Origin of the sequence: Nonomuraea mesophila (assembly GCF_004352805.1) — a bacterium.
In the GTDB taxonomy this organism is placed as follows: Bacteria; Actinomycetota; Actinomycetes; order Streptosporangiales; family Streptosporangiaceae; genus Nonomuraea; species Nonomuraea longispora.
In genome coordinates this window covers 20,646-37,691 of the sequence record NZ_SMLD01000043.1, presented here as the reverse complement: position 1 = coordinate 37,691, position 17,046 = coordinate 20,646, and the positions used below count along the sequence as shown (strand labels likewise).

At 71.2% G+C, this 17,046-nt stretch carries 17 protein-coding genes; 10 read left to right on the top strand and 7 right to left on the bottom strand.

All coding sequences use genetic code 11. The annotated features are described in order from the left end of the window. Window positions 1-85 precede the first annotated feature (85 nt). On the top strand, window positions 86-325 hold the full coding sequence (locus E1295_RS18490; protein WP_132631567.1) for a hypothetical protein: 240 nt from the start codon (window positions 86-88) through the stop codon (window positions 323-325). Here the strand turns inward: E1295_RS18490 and fxsT are convergent. Continuing rightward, on the bottom strand, window positions 253-2,778 hold the full coding sequence (gene fxsT, locus E1295_RS18485) for an FxSxx-COOH system tetratricopeptide repeat protein (RefSeq protein ID WP_132631566.1): 2,526 nt from the start codon (window positions 2,776-2,778) through the stop codon (window positions 253-255). The genes E1295_RS18490 and fxsT overlap by 73 nt on opposite strands. Window positions 2,779-2,937: 159 nt before the next feature. Between fxsT and fxsA the strand changes: the two genes are divergently transcribed. Genes fxsA through E1295_RS18470 form a run of 3 tightly spaced genes read left to right on the top strand, consistent with a single transcriptional unit; the run spans window position 2,938 to window position 6,059 of the window. Continuing rightward, window positions 2,938-3,123: an FxSxx-COOH cyclophane-containing RiPP peptide gene (gene fxsA / locus E1295_RS18480; protein ID WP_132631565.1), complete on the top strand. Its 186-nt coding sequence runs from the start codon at window positions 2,938-2,940 to the stop codon at window positions 3,121-3,123. 57 nt (window positions 3,124-3,180) lie between these two features. Further along, window positions 3,181-4,074: an SIR2 family NAD-dependent protein deacylase gene (locus E1295_RS18475; protein ID WP_132631564.1), complete on the top strand. Its 894-nt coding sequence runs from the start codon at window positions 3,181-3,183 to the stop codon at window positions 4,072-4,074. Beyond that, window positions 4,071-6,059 carry an nSTAND1 domain-containing NTPase gene (locus E1295_RS18470; RefSeq protein WP_132631563.1) on the top strand — a complete coding sequence of 663 codons (1,989 nt, stop codon included), beginning with the start codon at window positions 4,071-4,073 and terminating at the stop codon, window positions 6,057-6,059. Before E1295_RS18475 ends, E1295_RS18470 begins: the two co-directional genes overlap by 4 nt. A 15-nt stretch (window positions 6,060-6,074) precedes the next feature. Here E1295_RS18470 and E1295_RS18465 read toward each other — a convergent pair whose 3' ends face one another. From E1295_RS18465 to E1295_RS18455, 3 genes are all read right to left on the bottom strand, one after another. After that, window positions 6,075-6,806, bottom strand: a complete 732-nt coding sequence (locus E1295_RS18465; protein ID WP_166427289.1) for a S1 family peptidase — start codon at window positions 6,804-6,806, stop codon at window positions 6,075-6,077. A gap of 147 nt (window positions 6,807-6,953) precedes the next feature. Next, the gene (locus E1295_RS18460; RefSeq protein ID WP_132631561.1) at window positions 6,954-8,033 is read right to left on the bottom strand and encodes a trypsin-like serine peptidase; all 1,080 of its coding nucleotides are present in this window, start codon (window positions 8,031-8,033) and stop codon (window positions 6,954-6,956) included. 148 nt (window positions 8,034-8,181) lie between these two features. After that, window positions 8,182-8,442, bottom strand: a complete 261-nt coding sequence (locus E1295_RS18455) for a hypothetical protein (protein WP_132631560.1) — start codon at window positions 8,440-8,442, stop codon at window positions 8,182-8,184. A gap of 273 nt (window positions 8,443-8,715) precedes the next feature. On the opposite strand from E1295_RS18455, the gene E1295_RS18450 reads away from it, so the two are divergent. Then, window positions 8,716-9,153 carry a DUF3040 domain-containing protein gene (locus tag E1295_RS18450; RefSeq protein ID WP_132631559.1) on the top strand — a complete coding sequence of 146 codons (438 nt, stop codon included), beginning with the start codon at window positions 8,716-8,718 and terminating at the stop codon, window positions 9,151-9,153. 3 nt (window positions 9,154-9,156) lie between these two features. Continuing rightward, window positions 9,157-9,504, top strand: coding sequence for a hypothetical protein (locus tag E1295_RS18445; RefSeq protein ID WP_132631558.1), 348 nt, complete (start codon window positions 9,157-9,159; stop codon window positions 9,502-9,504). Window positions 9,505-9,551: 47 nt separating this feature from the next. Here E1295_RS18445 and E1295_RS18440 read toward each other — a convergent pair whose 3' ends face one another. After that, entirely contained in the window at window positions 9,552-11,084 is a 1,533-nt protein-coding gene (locus E1295_RS18440; protein ID WP_132631557.1) for a serine/threonine-protein kinase, read from the bottom strand. Between the two features lie 128 nt (window positions 11,085-11,212). On the opposite strand from E1295_RS18440, the gene E1295_RS18435 reads away from it, so the two are divergent. From E1295_RS18435 to E1295_RS18420, 4 genes are all read left to right on the top strand, one after another. Beyond that, complete coding sequence (locus E1295_RS18435) at window positions 11,213-11,635, top strand: hypothetical protein (RefSeq protein WP_132631556.1); 423 nt, start codon at window positions 11,213-11,215, stop codon at window positions 11,633-11,635. Between the two features lie 38 nt (window positions 11,636-11,673). Continuing rightward, a complete protein-coding gene (locus tag E1295_RS18430) occupies window positions 11,674-12,402 on the top strand; it encodes an FHA domain-containing protein (protein ID WP_220448781.1) in 729 nt (242 codons plus the stop codon). A 32-nt stretch (window positions 12,403-12,434) separates the two neighbouring features. Further along, window positions 12,435-12,806 carry an arsenate reductase family protein gene (locus tag E1295_RS18425; RefSeq protein ID WP_132631555.1) on the top strand — a complete coding sequence of 124 codons (372 nt, stop codon included), beginning with the start codon at window positions 12,435-12,437 and terminating at the stop codon, window positions 12,804-12,806. A 163-nt stretch (window positions 12,807-12,969) separates the two neighbouring features. Next, complete coding sequence (locus E1295_RS18420; protein ID WP_166427288.1) at window positions 12,970-14,652, top strand: glycosyltransferase family 2 protein; 1,683 nt, start codon at window positions 12,970-12,972, stop codon at window positions 14,650-14,652. A gap of 84 nt (window positions 14,653-14,736) precedes the next feature. Here E1295_RS18420 and E1295_RS18415 read toward each other — a convergent pair whose 3' ends face one another. Next, on the bottom strand, window positions 14,737-16,002 hold the full coding sequence (locus E1295_RS18415) for a sensor histidine kinase (RefSeq protein ID WP_132631554.1): 1,266 nt from the start codon (window positions 16,000-16,002) through the stop codon (window positions 14,737-14,739). Window positions 16,003-16,162: 160 nt separating this feature from the next. Continuing rightward, entirely contained in the window at window positions 16,163-17,002 is an 840-nt protein-coding gene (locus E1295_RS18410) for an alpha/beta fold hydrolase (protein ID WP_132631553.1), read from the bottom strand. Between the last annotated feature and the right edge of the window lie 44 nt (window positions 17,003-17,046).

The window sequence follows — 17,046 nt, the reverse complement described above, 5'->3', positions numbered from 1 at the left end:
GATCTTTCCGGCATCGACCCGGTCCGTTGCGGGACATCGTGCCGCTCGTCTGTCCTGGTCACAGGACGCCACACAAGGAGGCACGATGCGGTACGAGATCGTCCTGGTCATCTTCGCCGCCCCTTTTCTGCTGGGCGCACTGCGTTTCTGCATCCTGTTCATGGGGCTGCGGCTCACGCTCCGCCAAGCGCGCCGGGTCGATGGGCCGCGGCTCTATCACGACTTCGTCTCAGCGATGAAAGGGGAGCCGGGTCAGATGGGCGGCGGATCGAAATCCCCGTCCATTCTCGAACGCTCGGCCAGCGCGAGGCGGGCGTCGGGATGATCGAGGCCCATCGTGGCGGCATAACCCTGTCCGGCCTCCTCCAGCAGCGCCTCGGCCTCCTCCTCGTAGCCGGACGCCAGGATGTCGAGAGCGTGGTTGGTCATGCAGGCGAGCAGCAGCGGATAACCGTCGGCGAAGAGCCTGCGCAGCCGTTCGAGCGTGTCGTGGCCGAGTCGCCTGGCGCCCTCGATGTCGCCCGCCGCCGCGTGGTCGCTGGCGAGGTTGAGGGCGCAGGTGAGGGTGTAGTGGTGGTCGCGGCCGAGCCTGCGGTCGAGCCCGGCCAGCGCCGCCTCGTCGGTGGCCCTGGCCGCCCCGGCGTCGCCGCGCAGCCGCTGGAGGATGGCCAGGTTGGTGGCGCAGCCGTAGACGTAGGGGTGGTCGTGGCCGTAGAGGGACTCGTACCTCGCCACCGCCTGCAGCGCGATCTCGTAGGCGGCGTCGACGTCGCCCACCGTGCGCAGGGCGTTGGACAGGTTGCTGGCGGCGGCGACGGTGTCGGGATGGTGGTCGCCCATGATGCGCTGCAGGCGGGCGTGCACGTCCTTGGCCAGTTCGAGCGAGGCGTCCAGGTCTCCCGCGCGGCGCTTGGCGATCGACAGGTCACGGGCGGTGCGCAGGGTCCACAGGTGCTCGGCGTCGAGCTCGTTCACGCCGTAGGCGTAGGCCTCCTCGCCGAGGGCCACCGCCTCCAGGGCGTTGCCGTCGAGCCGGACCGCTCGTGCCAGGCCGTTCCAGGCGTTGAGCACGTCGGCCTCGCCGATCTTCTCCTTGCTGCGGCTCTGCTGTCTGTGCACGTGGTCGTACAGCGCCCTGGCCCCGGCGTAGTCGCTGTTGAGGCCGTAGTCGATGGCGAGGTTGTTCATGATCTGCAGGGTGGCCGGGGCATCCTCGCCGAACACGTGCGCGTGCTGGGCGCGCAGGCGTTCGTCGAGCTCCCGCGCCGAGGACCAGTCGCCGACCGCCCGTAGGTCGGCCGCGAAACCGCTGCTGAGCACGAGGGTCTCGGGGTTCTCCTGGCCGAGCGTCGCGGTCATCTTCGACAGCGTGGCGCTGTCGAGGTCGTAGGCCGCGCGGTATTCGCCGAGCTCGCGGATGATGGCGCCGAGATGGCGCTGGGCGATCAGCACGTCGAGGTGGCCGGGCCCCGACACGGTGGTCCACCTCTCGACGAACTGCTCGGCGAAGGTGCGGGCCGACTGGTAGTTGCCGGACCGGTAGAGGTAGTAGACCACGTCGCGCACCAGGGCCCGCACGTTCGCGTCGAGGCAGTCGGCGACCTGCGAGGGCAGGATGTGCGCGATGAGGTCGTTGTAGCGCGGCCAGTTGGCCCGCTCGTCGGGGTTGGCGGGCGCGGCGCCGGCCAGCAGGAGGTGCACCTCGTGCTGGTAGCGGCCGCGGTCGTCCTCGTCGAGTTCTTCGCGCAGCAGGGCCTGGACCAGCCGGTGCACCTGGATGGTGCGGGCCTGGGAGTCGATGGTCGCCAGGGCGAACCTGCCCAGCTCCCTGATCGCCCGGGTGAGCAGGATCGTGTCGCTGAAGATGCCGCTCAGCCTGGCGTCGGACGTCTGGTGGCCGGCCAGGCGGAAGACGTCGCGCGGGATCGGCTCGGGACCGAAGAACGCGCAGCAGCGCAGCACGTCGACGGCCTCAGGAAGCTTGCTGCGCAGCTGCGCGACCGACAGCGCCCAGGCGGCGGTCATCGGCATCGGATATTCCGACGGTTTGCTCTCCGACAGCAGCGCGCTCGTCTGCTCCTTCAGCAGCCGCAGGTAGTCCTCGACCGAGATGCCGGTCTCGACGTGCAGGGCGCCCGCCTGCTCCAGCGCGAGCGGCAGGTCGCCGAGCTCCTCGGCGAGCAGGTCGGCGTCGGAGAGGGACAACGACGCGCGCCTGGACAGGAACTCCACGCTCTCGTCCCGCGTGAAGACGTCGACGGCGACGGTGTCGACGATGCCCTGCCAGCGATGGTTGCGGGAGGTGATGATGACCTGCCCGGGGCCCTGCGGGATGAGGTCGCTGATCTCCTCGGGCTGGTCGGCGTTGTCGAAGACGAGCAGCCAGCGATCGAAAGGCTCGCCGCGCCGCAGCGCGTCGAGCACCGCCTCGGCCGCGTCTTCCGCGCCGCTCCTGGTGGCGGCCTGCAGCCCGAGGTACGGGGCCAGGCCGGCGAGCGAGGACTTGACGAGGACCGGCTGGTCGGCAGGAATCCACCAGACGACGTCATAGTCCGTTTTGTACCTATGTGCGTACTCAACGGCCAATTGGGTCTTTCCCACGCCGCCGAGGCCGTGCAGGGCATGCGGCACCACGGCGGTCACCTCGGTGGACAGGCCCGCGTGCAGTCGTTCGAGCAGAACCGACCGGCCGGTGAAGTTGACGTTGCGGGAAGGGACTTTGCCCCAGACTTCTGGTGCTCGCCCCGGTCTGGCCGGCTCCGACTGCGAACCTGTCACGTCATCGCCTCCGTTGCCCGATATCCGGCGACATTAGCTTAAAGCTTTTCCCGTCGCCGAAACATAACGTCAAGGGCATCTCATTGCACCGACCGGTCGGTACTTGCCGTAAAGTCAGGCGTGCTGCTCTGTGTACCGGAAAGCGTCGTAGGGGTTCGAATGAGTGACGAATCGGCCGAAACTGGGCTGGTCGACGTGGGCGGCCTGACACTCGCCGACCTCGAGGGCCTGGACGAGTCGGCCCTGAGCCACGCGCTGCGCGCGTTGCTGAAGCCGGGCGACGAGGCGATGGGCCCGATCGCCGGGTTCAGCCAGAGCATCGACGGGGTCGCAAGCAGTAGTTGACAATAGGGTCGCACCTCACTCCACGCCGCCACCGACGTGCCAGGAGAAGGCGATCCGATGAAGGACTCCGACTGGGCCCGGCTGATCGACCAGCTCCGCACCGGTGACTGCACGCCGTTCATCGGCTCGGGGGCCGGCGAGGGCACCCTCCTGACGAACGCCGAGCTGAGCCGCACGTGGGCGGCCCGCTACGACTATCCGTTCGCCGACGACGCGGACCTGGCCCGGGTGATGCAGTACGCCCGCGACCTGCTCGGCGACTCCACCACGCTGAAGCAGCGGCTCGGCCACGAGCTCGCCGCGATGGGCCCGCCCGACTTCACGGCGCCGGGCGAAATTCACGCCGGCATCGCCCGGTTTCCCATTCCGGTGTTCCTGACCACCAATTACGACGACTTTCTTTCCCGGGCGCTGCGCGGCTCGGGAAAGGAACCCAGCGCGGCGATATGTCCATGGCACGAGGGCGTGCCGTACGACCGGGATTTGTTCGAACGCGGCGCGGGAATGCGCCCCGACGCCAACCGGCCCGTCGTCTACCATCTCCACGGCAGCACGCGCGTCCCGTCGTCCATCGTGCTGACCGAGGACGACCACATCGAGTTCCTGGTGCACATGACGACCGCCAGGGCACAGAACAACCGGCACGTCATCCCCCCGATCATCCTCGACGCGCTGGCGAACCGGCCCCTGCTCTTCCTCGGCTACTCCCTTCACGAATGGACCTTCCGGGTGCTGTTCCACGGCCTCATCCGGCGCTACCCGGCCATCGGCCGCCGGCGCCACGTCAGCGTCCAGCTCGAACCGCTGGGCGAGGACGTGAAGCCGGGAGCGGAGTTACGCGCCAAGTCCTATCTCGCCCGCTATTTCGACGGCTGGGAGGTCTCCGTCTTCTGGGGCACCCCCCGCCAGTTCTGCGAGGAACTGGAGCAGCGGATGGGGCCCCGGTCGTGATCGGCGGCCACGAGAGCGAACCCTACGTCGGGTTGCGCTCCTACACGAGCGAGGACCACGAACGGTTCTTCGGCCGCGACCAGACGGCCTACGCGATCTCCGTGTTGTGGCAGGCGCACCGGCTGACGATGTTGCACGGCCCCTCGGGCGTCGGCAAGACGTCCGTGCTGGAGGCGGGGGTGCTGCACGAGCTGGCGGACCACCGCGTGGACGTGCTGCCGATCGGCCGGCTGTCGCACGGATCCGCCTTCCCGATGGCCGCGCTCTCCGAACGTAACCCGTTCACCGTGGCGCTGCTGTCGTCGTGGTCGCCCGGCGAGTCACTGACGCGGCTGTCCGGGCTCACCATCCGCCAGTTCCTGCGGCGCCGCGGCCCCCGCACCGACAAGTACGGCGACCCCGTCCCCATCCTCGCGGCCATCGACCAGGCGGAGGAGCTGTTCTTCGACTTCCCGCACCGCCAGGCCTTCCGCGACCCGTTCATCGCCCAGCTGGCCGACGCCCTCGACGACAACCAGGACCTGCGCCTGCTCCTGTCGATCAAGGAGGACTACCTCGCCAGGCTCATGGCCCACAGGGAGCGGCTGAGCGGAGGGGGCAACGCCGCGGAGTTCGCCCTGGCGCCGCTGACCGAGCAGGAGGCGCTCGTCGCGGTCCGCGAGCCGCTCGTGGGAACGGGGCGCTCCTACGCGCCGCGCGCCGCCGAGGCGCTGGTCAGGGAGCTGCGCACGGTCAGACTGCAGGGCGTGAACGGCACGACGTCCTACGAGGTCGACACCGTGGAGCCGGTCACGCTGCAGATCGTCTGCTCCTCATTGTGGCGCTCGTGCCCCGAGGACCTGCGGGTGATCACCCCCGAGTACGTGGAGCGGCACGCCGACGTCGACCGTTCGCTCGGCGACTTCCTCGACCGGGCTCTCGCCGAGACCGCGCACGACCACGACATCTCCGTCGACGAGCTGACCACGTGGCTGCGGGAGACGTTCATCACGGAGCTCGGCACCCGCGGCACCGCGTACGAGGGCGAGACCCAGACCGCGGGCATGCCGAACACGGTGGTGAAGGCGCTCGTCGACCGGCACGTGCTCAAGGTGGAGGTGCGCTCGGGCTCGCGCTGGTGCGAGCTGCAGCACGACGGGCTGGTCCAGCCGGTCCAGCGGGCGCGCGGCGGCTCGGCGGCCAGACCGGGCGAGGGCCAGGCGTCCGTCAGCGCCGCCGAGTACCTGCGCGTGGCGGAGCAGGTGCTGGCCGACGGCGACCTCACCCTGGCGGAGACGCACGCCACGAAGGCCAAGGCGACGTGCGGGCAGGACGAGCCGCGTACGCGGGCGGAGATCGAGTCCTTCCTCGGCAATCTGGCCTACGAGCAGGGCGACTGGGCCACCGCCGAGTCCTGCTACAAGCAGGCCAGCCAGGTGTACGAGCGGCTGGGAGACACGGCGGCGGTGGGCCGGCTGCTCGCGGCGGCGGGCCGGGTCATCCTCTACCAGGGCCGCGCGTACGAGGCTGTCGACGAGCTGCAGTCGGCGGTCGGACGGGTGCCGAACGACCTGACGGTGCGGGTGGAGCTGGCGATGACCGTGTGGCACGCGGGCGATCCGAGGGCCGCGCTGCCCATCCTCCACGGCGTGCTCGCCGCGGACGGTGACACGCCCCTGGCGTTGCAGGCGCGGGGCGAGATCCTGGCCGACCTCGGCAGGCCCGTACCGGCGCTGCGCGACCTCGACCGGGTGCGGCAGCCGGAGGAGCCGGCCACCATCGCCGCCAGGGCGCTGGCGCTGGCCGAGCTCGACCGGACCGAGGAGGCCGCCACCGAACTGGAGGTGGCCCTGGTCGCGGGGCGCGACCAGGGCCTGGTGGCCTATCTGTGCGCGCGGGCGCTGAGGCGGATGGGGGACGGGGAACGTGCCGCGCGGGTGGCCAGGGACGCGAGCAGGCCGCCGCTCACGGCGTACCAGCGGCAGGTGCTGGCGGACCTGTGGTAGGCGACCTGGCGGGGGTCAGGGGAGGGTGACGTAGTCGCCGAGGAAGGCGCGGGCCGATGGGGTGTCCAGGCGGTAGTCGTAGTTGGTGCCCGTGCATGCGTCGTCGGCGCCGCTGATCGAGGTGGCGACGAGCAGGTGCGACTCGGAGCCACCCAGGAAGTTGGGGCCGCCGGAGTCGCCGAAGCACGTGCTGCCGTCGCCTTCCGACTGCAGCGACAGGTCCAGCCACCGGCGTGAGAGGTTCTTGAAGGAGATGGTGGCCTGGTAGCGGGTGTCCGGGTAGTTGAAGCGGGTTTCGCGCTTCTTCCTGGTGGGGTCGAGCGAGCCGTAGCCGACCGGGGTGAAGGATGACTTCTGCAGTTCGCCGTCGGCTTCGAGCCGGTCGAGCAGTCCTTTGCTGGGGAGCCGGGCGGGCTTGATGCCCGGGATGGGGTCGTCGAACAGCACCACGGCCATGTCGTGCAGCGCCGACTCGTCCTTGAACCGGGGGTCCGGCACGTAACGCCCGGTGTAGTACGTGCTTCCCGGACGGTAGCGGTCCTCGAAGGTGACCCGGACGGTCTTCTGGCCGGGCTCCCCGCAGTGGGCGGCGGTGAGGAAGACGGTGGGCGAGATGAGCGTGCCGGTGCAGTAGGCCGACGAACCGTCGGGGTGCGCCTTCTTCGCGACGAGCGCGCCCACCTCGGGGTGTGCGTTTCCGTCGGCGACGCCGTTGGTGATGGCCGCTGCCGGCGCGGAGGGACTCATGATCAATGCAGCAAAAATCATGACAAATAGGACGAAACGCATTAAAAAAGTATAAACGCCTCTGCCTGATGCATGAAGATGCGGGGAAAAGATCTACTCGCGCCCTTTCCGGCCTGGATCCGGAGCGGATCCAGGCCGGGAACACCGTCAGAGCGCGTTGGTGTTCTGGGCGGCGCGGTAGACGGCCATCGCCTCGTCGCCGAAGAACGGGCCGAACATGAAGTCCGGCGCGAAGTTGTACTTGAAGCTGTTGACGGAGTTCAGCCAGCCCAGCCCCGTGGACTCGTCGAACCCTTGGAACCACGGGCCGCCGCTGGCCCCGCCGGTCATGTTGCAGCGCAGCCCGAGATCCCGCGTCTGCACGGTGTCGTTGAACGAGCGCCCGCTGCAGTAGATCAGCTCCGAGCCGTCGAACGGCTCCGCGGCCGGGTATCCGAAGGAGAACATCTGCCGGATCCTCGGCTGGTTGAACGCCACCCCCTGCCCGCCCACGACGTCGGTCAGCGTCCGGTTCTGCAGCGGGGCGACCACGGCGGCGCCGACGTCGAAGTTGATGTCCTCGCGGGCGTTCCACTGCTGGGTCGTCAGCAACCTGCTGGCCACCCAGGTGCCGAACGGCCGCCGCCCGTCGTCGAACGCCGGGACGAACGCCCAGTTGCGGTGGAACCGGCCGTTCAGCTTCACGCAGTGCCCCGCGGTCATCACCACGCTCTCGTTCGTGCTGGTCACGGCCGTGCCCGAGCAGGAGGAGTTCTGGCCGTCGGCGGTGGTGAAGAACACCCGGCCGGTGGTGCGCACCACGGCGCCTTCGTCGGTCCACTGCAGGCCGGGACTGTTGGGCACCGCGGCCTGCCGTTCGACGGCCGAGGTGCCGGCGGCCGACCACGGGGCGCCGCGGGACGGGGTGATGGAGGAACCGCGCGTGGTCCGCGAGCCGCGGGTACGGGTGGTGGTGCCGCGCGCCGACCACGGATCGCCCAGGGAAGGCTGTTCCGACCGGGCGGTGCGCCGGGGCGCGGGCGACGACAGCGGCTGCGCCGCCAGCATGCGCTGCCGGGTCCAGTACTGCGAGACGGTCCTGCGTTCCGACCACGAGTCCGTGGCCGACCACCTGACGGGCCCGTCGCGGTCCGGGCCGTTCCTGGCGCCGGCCTGCGCGGCCCCCGCGGGCGCCAGGGCGCCGGCCACGAGCGCGGCGGCGGAGAGCAGGGCGACTCTGCGGTGCATTACGTACCTCCCGAAAACCGGAATCTGCCGATTGGAGGTACGCATGGCGACATCGATGTCGCTCAAGGCATACGCAGATTGATATGACAGCACTACGCCGTGGAACGACCGGAAGACCCAGCGTCACCGCCGGGGTGCGCTCGCCGGGCTAGCGGTGGTGCTCGGCCAGCAGCCGTCCGTTGTGCCGGATCTGGACCGCCTCGTACGGGCAGAGCTGCCGCGTCAGGTACGTCCTCGCGATCGCGTCGGCGTCGGCCCGGTTCACGCCCCACCCGACGGTGCTCCAGCGTGCGCGGCCGTCGTCTCCTGTGGTGTCCAGGACGACGATCTCGAAGAGTTGTCCGGTGATCGGAGGCGTGCAGGCGGTGTGCCCGCGGTATTCCTCGCGTGGACGGTGCGGGACGGTCACGCCACTCCTTTCCGCCGGTACGGGGCCGGCAAGCGATCTCAGGGCCGGGCGAGAACGGGCATGCCCGGGGCCTTAGGGCGTAAACATGGCAAGGGATTTGGCTTGCCTCGGTAACGGGTGATTCGTGGCGAATGTCCCGGGTAGGAGCTCGAGCGGTTGACCAGCATCGCACCGCTCAGGACGGTGCGATGGAACGTTCCCCCCGGCAGGACGAGGGAGAACGATGTGAGCAGGTTCACGCCCGGCGACCAGCGGCCGGCCCGGTAGCCGGCCATGAGCCTGTCGGACTGGGAACGCAGGGCCCTGGCCGAGATGGAGCAGGAGCTCCGGCGGGAGGACCCTCCGTTCGCACACCGTATCGACGAACTCAACGCCGCCCCCTGCCGCCCCGGCCCCCAGCGGTTCGCCTGTCAGGTGTCCCCGTACGAGGTCGTGTGCGTGTTCCTCACCGTGGTCCTGCTGACCGGGTTGTGCGTGCTGGTCATCCTCACCGCCGGCCAGCGGCAGGTGCCGCCGCCGTCCCAGGTCGTGCGGGCGCCGAGCACGGCCACCGGCCCGCCGTCGGCGCCGCCGAGCGGGCTCCCGGGCGGTCCTCAGGGCGGGCCCCAGGGCAGGGCTCAGAGCGGGCCCCAGAGCGGGCCCCAGGGCAGGCCCCAGGACGGGTCCCAGGGCGGGCAGAGCGGGGCGCCGCTGCCCGCCGCCACCCCCTGAACCGTGGGTGCGGGTCAGGACGGCTCCGGGGACGGAGTGGCCGACGTGGCCGATGTGGTGGGCGTGGCCGACGTGGTGGGAGATCCGGCGGAGGAGGACGCCGATGGTCCCGCCGCCGGAGGGCTCGTGGCCGGCCGGTCCATGGTGGCGTACGCCAGCACCCCGGTCGTGACGGACGCCACCGCCACGACGCCCGCCGTCGCGTACGCGATCCTGCGTCTCAGCCGCCTGGCGCGCTCCCGTCGCCTGGCCTCCTCGCGCCGCATGGCGGCGCGCCTGCGCTTCGCCTTCCGTTGTGACATGTGCACTCCCGAGAACTCTTCGGGCGTCACCCTAGAAAGCCGCGCGTAACATCGGCCTAAGATCGTCTGCCTCGGCCCGCGCGGGGGCCGGGATCCTCAGGCGGGCTGGTAGTCGCGCATGTAGCGGGCGACCTTGGCGGTGTAGTCGCGCCACCGCGGCGGCACGCCCTTCGCCTCCTTCAGCGGGTCGACGCCGCTGCGGTAGAGGGCGGCGAGCTTGAGCGCGGGATCGCCGGGAAGCTCCGTGACCCGGGGGCCCAGCCGGCACATGAACCGCCCTATGGACAGGATCGACAGCTCGGGGGTGAACGGCGGTGAGGGCTTGGGACGCTGGAGGCCGCCCGGCTGCCAGTGCCACAACACCCCGGGGGTCCACCTGGCGATGCCGTACTCGTCGTTGGCCTTGTCGGACAGGTCGGGGTCGTAGCCGGACTCCGCCTTGAGCATCGCGGCGATCAGGGCCGGGCTCAGGCCCGGCAGCTCGCAGTACGTGCCCGCCTGCACGATCAGCTCGCGGTATTCGTCGGGGATGTCGGAGTCGGCGCGCAAGTAGGCGGCGGTCCAGGCGTTCGTGAGCGGCGTGGCGGTCGGCGTGTCGGTGCCTGGCGGCGGATCGACGGGCGGTGACGAGGCCAGCGCCATGGCCGTCGCGGCGGCGGCCACGACCACGACTCCGGCGCCGGCGACGACCACCGTACGCCGCCCAGGGCGCCGTCGTGCGGACGGCGAGGTTCCGTCCTCCTCCGGCTCCTCCTCGGGCGGCGGGACGTGCGCGGCGTCACGCGGCGCAGGCAGGGGAGCATGCGCGGCGTCACGCGGCGCAGGAGGGGGAGCGGCCTCCGGGACGGTGGACGACGCCAGGGCCGCGGCGAACGCGGCGGCGTCGGGCCAGCGCGTCTCCCTGCCGGGCTCGATGGCCCGCATGACGGCGACGTCGACCACCTCCGGCACCTCGGGGTTCAGCGCGCTCGGCGGCACCCGGTGCTCGGGCTTGCCGGGCACCTGCCCGGTGAGCAGGTGGTAGGCCAGCGCGCCCAGCCCGTGCACGTCGGCGCGGGCGTCCGGCGCCCCGTCGAAGTAGAGCTGCTCGGGCGCCTGGTAACCGGGCGAGCCCGCGGGCAGCGTCAGCCCGCTCAGATGGTCGGTCGAGCGCGCGATGCCGAGGTCGGCCACCATCACCCGCTCACCGCCCTCGGGACGGGAGCAGAACAACACGTTCGACGGCTTCAGATCGCGGTGGACGACCCCGATGCTGTGGAGCACGGCCACGCCCCGGCAGATGTCGCGCATCAGGCCGAGTGCTTCGTCCACGGGGAGCGGGCGGCTGGCCAGGCGCTCGGCCAGGGTGCCGCGGTCGGCGTACGTCATCACGAAGTAGGGTCGGCCGTCGTCGAGTTCGCCGATGTCGAAGACCTGCACCAGCAGGTGGGAGTCGGCCCTGCGCAGCAGGCGGGCCTCCTGGAGGAAACGCTCGCGCACGTCGGTCTTGCGGGCCCAGTTGTCCGCCAGGATCTTGACGGCCACCGGCGAGCGCAGCTCGTCGTCGTGAGCCAGATGCACGGAGGCGAAGCCTCCGACGCCGATGATCTGCTCGATCCGGTAGCGGCCTGCGTGGGATGGAGCCGTCATTCGGTTCATCATGGCCGATGGGTACGGGCCTCGTCCACGTTTTCGCGGTCCCCTCGCAGCTGACAGGTTACTCGATCGCCAAAGGGCGCCCAGGATCGGGGTGCAACACCTAGAACGGGGAGGAAACCATGATGATTCGACGCATAGCGGTCGCAGGGGCCTTCACCCTGGGGCTCCTGGCCGCCGTCGCACCCGCCGCGCAGGCCGCGGACGGACAGCCTTGCGGCAAGGCGTACAAGCACGGCACCTACAAGGTGCAGACCTGCCCTGACTGGTCGCCGAGCGGGAGCATCCCGGTCTACAAGTCGCCGAGGAAGGGCACGATCGTCGGGTACATCAACCCCTCGGGGAACGACTGGTACCTGTGCGAGAAGGTCGGCGCCCGCTACACCCTGGGCCGCTACCAGAACTTCTGGTGGGCGTCCACCATGGCCGACAACAACAAGTGGGGCTACGTGAACGAGGTCTACTTCCGCGGGGGCGGGAACAACGAACCCGACGCCGGTCTGCGCACCTGCAGCAGGCCGGGCGGCAAGCCGCTCCCTCAGTGACCTCGACACCCTCCTCATAACGCGAGTAAGGTCCCCCGATGCACAGCACGATCCTGATCCAGATGGCGGCCACGCCGACCGACGACCGGCCCTACTCCCTGGAGCTCGCACCAGGGGAGCAGGCGTTCTTCGGACGCGGCACCCCAGGCTCGCCGGTGGACATCGTGCTGGACGACCCCGCGGTCTCCCGCCGCGCCGGCAAGATCGTCGCGGTGGGTGACTACTGGCTGCTGTCCAACCTCAGCACGTCGAAGACGTACGTCGTGGAGAACCCCGAGGGCGGCGGGGAGTTCGTGAAGGTGCAGCCGGGGCGCGTCGGGGCGCCGATCTCGTTCGAGTTCTCCCGGGTGAGCCTGCCCGCGGTCGACGGCACGGTGTCGTTCCTCGTGTTCGCGCCGCAGCACGTGCACGTGCCGCCGGGAGGCGCCGACGGCGGCGCGGCCACCCAGGTCGCCTACCCTCTCGACCAGAACGCCAAATACTTCCGCATCCTCGTGGCGCTGTGCGAGCCGCGCCTGCGCGACCCGTCCACCTCGCGCATCCCGACCATCCCCGAGATCGCCGAACGGCTTCCCGACCTGGGCCTGAGCCGCACCGCCATCGGCTTTCACATCGGCTATCTCGCGGAGAAGAAGCTGCACGTCAAAAGCCCGCAGGGCAGCGACGGAAAGGCCGACTGGCAGCGCCACGCGCTGGTGTCGCTGGCGCTGAGGTTCGACCTCGTGACCAGCGAGCACCTCGCGCTGCTCCCGGTGCCCCGCCGCTGACGACCGGACGGCCCGTGGGGGATCATCGGGCCATGGAGATCTGGATCAATCCCGGCTGTTCCAAGTGCCGTTCGGCGCTGTCGATCCTGGACGCCGAGGCCGCCGACTACACCGTGCGCCGCTATCTCGACGATCCCCCGACGGAGGACGACCTCCGCGACGTCCTGGCCAGGCTCGGCCTCGAACCGTGGGACATCACCCGTACGGGCGAGCCCGTCGCCGCCCGGCTTGGCATGGACACCTGGCCGCGCGAGCCTGGCGACCGTGACCGCTGGATCGGCGCGCTGGCCGCGAACCCCGTGCTGATCCAGCGGCCGATCATCACGGCCGACGACGGGAGCGCCGTGATCGGGCGTACCGAGGAGGCCGTGAGGTCCGCGACGCGGCGGAGCGGCGGGACCTGACGGTCGCCGTGCCGGCACGCACATTTCTGTGAGCTTGCTGGCAGGGATGAACTGGGCCAATGTGGCGCAATGGCATTCTGACCCATGGGTTTCGCCAGGAAGGTGGCGTAATGTAAAGCGCCGTTCGCCACCCCGAGTCGACCGTCAGAGGAGCACCAGGCGCATGTCCGACAATCGTCCCGGCCTTCCGCACCTCCCGGATGATCTGGCGCCGGACGGTGGTGTACGGCGCGTGCGCGGCAACGACTACCGCGTTCTGCAGCCGCCCGAGCAGTTCACCCCCGAGCTGCGGGTCAGCGTGGTCATCCCGGCCTACGGCGCCCAGGACAAACTCGACCTGGTGTTACAGGGGCTGGCGCGGCAGACGTACCCGGCCGCGCTGACCGAGATCATCGTCGTCGACAACGGCACCTCGCCCCCGCTGCGCCTGCCAGGGGGCACGGCCGCCCGGCTGGTCGTCTGCGACAAGCCCGGCCGGGCCTGCGCCCGCAACACCGGGCTCGCCGAGGCCACCGGCGATGTGATCTTCTGGCTCGACTCCGACGTGGTGCTCACGCCCGGCGCGATCGAGGCCCACATGCGCTGGCACCACACCGCCCCCTACCTCTCGGTGACCAGCTACATCAGGTTCACCGAGGCGCCTCTGCCCGGGGAACTGCCCGGCGACCTGGAGGCGGCCTTCGAGCCGGCCGCGCCGCACGCCTGGCTCGTCGACCTGGTGGAGCGCACCGACGGCCTCACCAGCAACTCGCCGCGCCCGTTCAGCCTGCACGTCGGCGGCGCCACCTCCGTCAACGCCGGCCTCGTCCAGGTGGCGGGGCCCATGGACGACGACCTCATCGTCGGCCAGGACACCGAGATGGGCTTCCGTCTCTACCAGGCCGGAGCGGTGTTCATCCCCGAGCCGCGGGCCCGCGCCTACCACCTCGGCCCGACCATGCGGATGCGGCAGCAGAAGAGCATCGACCGGGTCAGCCACGCGTTCGTCGCCGACCGCATCCCGGCCTACCAGTGGCTGCGCACGCACCCGACGCGCGGCTGGCAGGTGCCGTACGTGACCGCCGTCATCGACGGCACGGCCGGGTACGAAGCCGTGCGCGCCGGCGTGGACGCCCTGCTCGCCTCGACGGTGGCGGACCTGACCGTCGTCGTGGTCGGCCCGTGGGACACGCTCGACCCCGACCGCCGCGCCCCGCTCAAGGACCCCGACCTCGATCTGGTCCTGGTCCACGGCCACTACGAGCACGAGAGCCGGGTGCGCCTGGCGACCGAGGAAGAGGTCGACCCGCGGGTCCCGTTCGTGTTCCGCCTGCCCGCGGGCTGGACGCCCGGCGAGGACAGCCTGGCGGTGCTGCTCGACCTGGCCAGGACCGAGGGGCTCGGCCTGATCGAGGTGGCGCTCGACGAGCCGGCCGGCCCAGCGGACGCGGAGGTGGCCAGGCTGGAGCGCGTGTCCTCGTTCGCCCGTGCCCGGCTCGTCGCCCGGCCCGGCGAGCCGCTCGACGACGCCGTGGCGGCCGTCGCGGGCGTCCAGCGGGTCGACGGCGACCAGCACGCCTTCACCCGCGAGCCGGCCCAGCCGGTCGGGCGGCGCAGCGCGTACAAGGCCAGGATCGCGGCCAAGGCCGAGGCGGCCCGCCTGGCGAAGGAGTCCGAACGGCTGCGCGCGCAGGTCACCAAGTGGCGGGACGAGGCGGCGCGCTGGCGCAAGAGCACCGTGGAACTGCGCCGCGAGGTCGGTACGTTGCGCCGCGAGCTCTACACGGCCCAGAAGACGCAGCGCGCCACGCGTACCACCCTGGCGGGCTCCGTCAGACGCGCCATCGGCAAACGACTGCGCGGCTGACCGGCCCACACTGCTCAGGGGGCACGGCTCAGGGGACACAGCTCAGGGGACACAGCTCAGGGCCCGCGGCTCAGGGCCCGCGGCTCAGGGCCCGCAGGGCAGGGCGACCCTGAGGGTGGTGGGCCCGCCCGATGGACTGTCGAGCGCGAACGTGCCGCCGTGCGCTTCGGTACGGCGGCGGATGCCGCCGATCCCCGACCCGCTGTTCTCGTCGGCCCCGCCCTTGCCGTCGTCGGTCACCTCGACGTGCAGCCGGTCGTCGTGGTGGCGCACCCGGACGTACGCCTGCCGCGCCCCGCTGTGCTTGGCGATGTTGGTGAGCGCCTCGGCCACCACGAAGTAGGCCGTGGCCTCGACGGACAGGGCGGACTTGTCGGGGATGTCGGCCTCGATCGTGCACGGCAGCGGGAAGGTCGCTGCCAGGTCGTCGAGGGCTTCGGCCAGCGACCGCTCCGCCAGCACCGGCGGCAGGATGCTGCGCACCACGCCGCGCAACTCGGTGAGCGCCTGCTCGGCCGCGCCCTGGGCCTGGTCGAGGATGTCCTCGGCGGCGGCGGGATTGCGCGCCACGGCCCGGCGGGCCGCGCCGACCAGCACGTTGACGGCGACGAGCCGGTTCTGCGTGCCGTCGTGCAGCGAGCGTTCGATGCGCCGCAGCTCGGTGGCGTGCGCGTCCAGCGCGGCCGAACGGGTGGCGGTCAGTTGCGCCACGCGCACGCTGAGGTCGGCGTCGAGGGCCAGGAGGCGGCGTCCCGGCCAGGCCTGCAACCACGCCATCAGCGGAGAGAAGATCATGGTGAGTGCGATCCACACCGGGGCCACCAGGGCGATGGCGAGGGCGCTCGTCCCGTCGTCCACGGTCCAGAGCCCCAGGCCGGCGTCGGACGCCTCTCCCGGCGGCACCAGCCGCCACCACGCCCAGAACGTGACGTCCTGCACCGCCTTGACGGGCAGGGTCGTGCTGAGTATGCCGAGGAACAGCCCGAAGGAGGCGTGCGTGGCCACCCATGCGAGCTCCCTGCGCACGGTACGGTCGGCGAGCGCGGCGCGCAGCTTCGCGGGCACCGGCTCGGGAGTGACGAACTCCTGACCCAGGTCGGCCAGGCGGGAGCGCTCCCGGTTCGCGACCGCGCGCAGGGCGCGCAGCGCGGCGGGCGCCATGAGCAGCCCCACGCCGACCAGGGACATGAGCGCGGTGGCGGCCAGCAACATGAGCGAGACCAGCGCCAGGACCCCGGTTCCGAGCCCGCCGATGAGGCGTTCGAGAGCGTCCAGGGTGGTCCGGCCACGGGCGAAGACGTCCCATCGGACGGCGGACCTGCGTCGGTTCCCGGCGACACGAGTCGGCATCCGCAACTCCTCGACCAGACGGCAGGCCCTTGATCAGCAGGCTACACCCGTGCTTGTCGCATTGTTGGTGGCTCAGTCAGGGCATACCCCCCGCCATCCTGCTCCATCGGAGGAAAGGGCGCCGCCAGGTGAGGATCGGCCGGTGCCGGTCGTGGGGGTGTCAGGTGAGGAAGGTGGCGACGGTGGTCACGAAACGCGAGGCGTCGTCGAGCCACGGGAAGTGGCCGGCGCCGGGCTGGACCGTGAGCGTGGCGTCGCGGAACAGGGCGGCGTACTCCGTCATGGCGGGCAGCGGCGCGGCCACGTCCACCTCGCCCGCGAGCAGCAGGACGGGACCGCCGAAGGCGGCCAGCGCCGTACGGGTGGCGGCGGGGTCGAACGCCCCCTCGGCGCCGAACGCGGCCGCCGCCTCCTCGTTGCGCTGCTCCTCGTCGGAGGCGTGGTGGGCCTGGGCGGCGGCGTCCCACCGGCCGTAGGTCAGCGGCGTGACGGCCTCCCAGTCGTCCGGCGTGGCCGTGCCCGCCGTGGCCGCCCGCAGCCCCGCGTACGCCCGGGAGAACCAGGGTTCGCCGGCCCGGAGCCGCGCCGTCTCCAGCCGCCACTCGCCGGCGATCTCGATGCCGACCGCCCGCGTGCTGGGCGTGACCAGCACGAGCCGGCCGGTGCGCTCGGGGTGCCGGGCCGCGTACTGGACGGCGAGGTTGGCTCCGGCGGAGTGGCCGAGCAGGTCGATCCGGTCGAGCCCGAGGTGCAGGCGGAGGGCCTCCACGTCGTCGACGAGGCGGTCGCACCGGTAGGCGGAGGTGTCCGCGGGCGTCGCCGAGCCGCCGGTGCCCCGCGGGTCCAGCATGATGAGGCGCGTGCGGGAGGACAGGCCGCCGAGCTCACCGAGGCAGGACGAGGGCAACATGGGCCCCCCGGGCAGGCAGATCAGCGGCGAGCCGGCACCGTGGACGTGATAGGCGAGTGTGGCGCCGTCAAGCGCGGACAGGGAGGGCATGGCCCGGATCCTGTCAGCGCCGCTCGGCGGGCGGCAACGGCTTT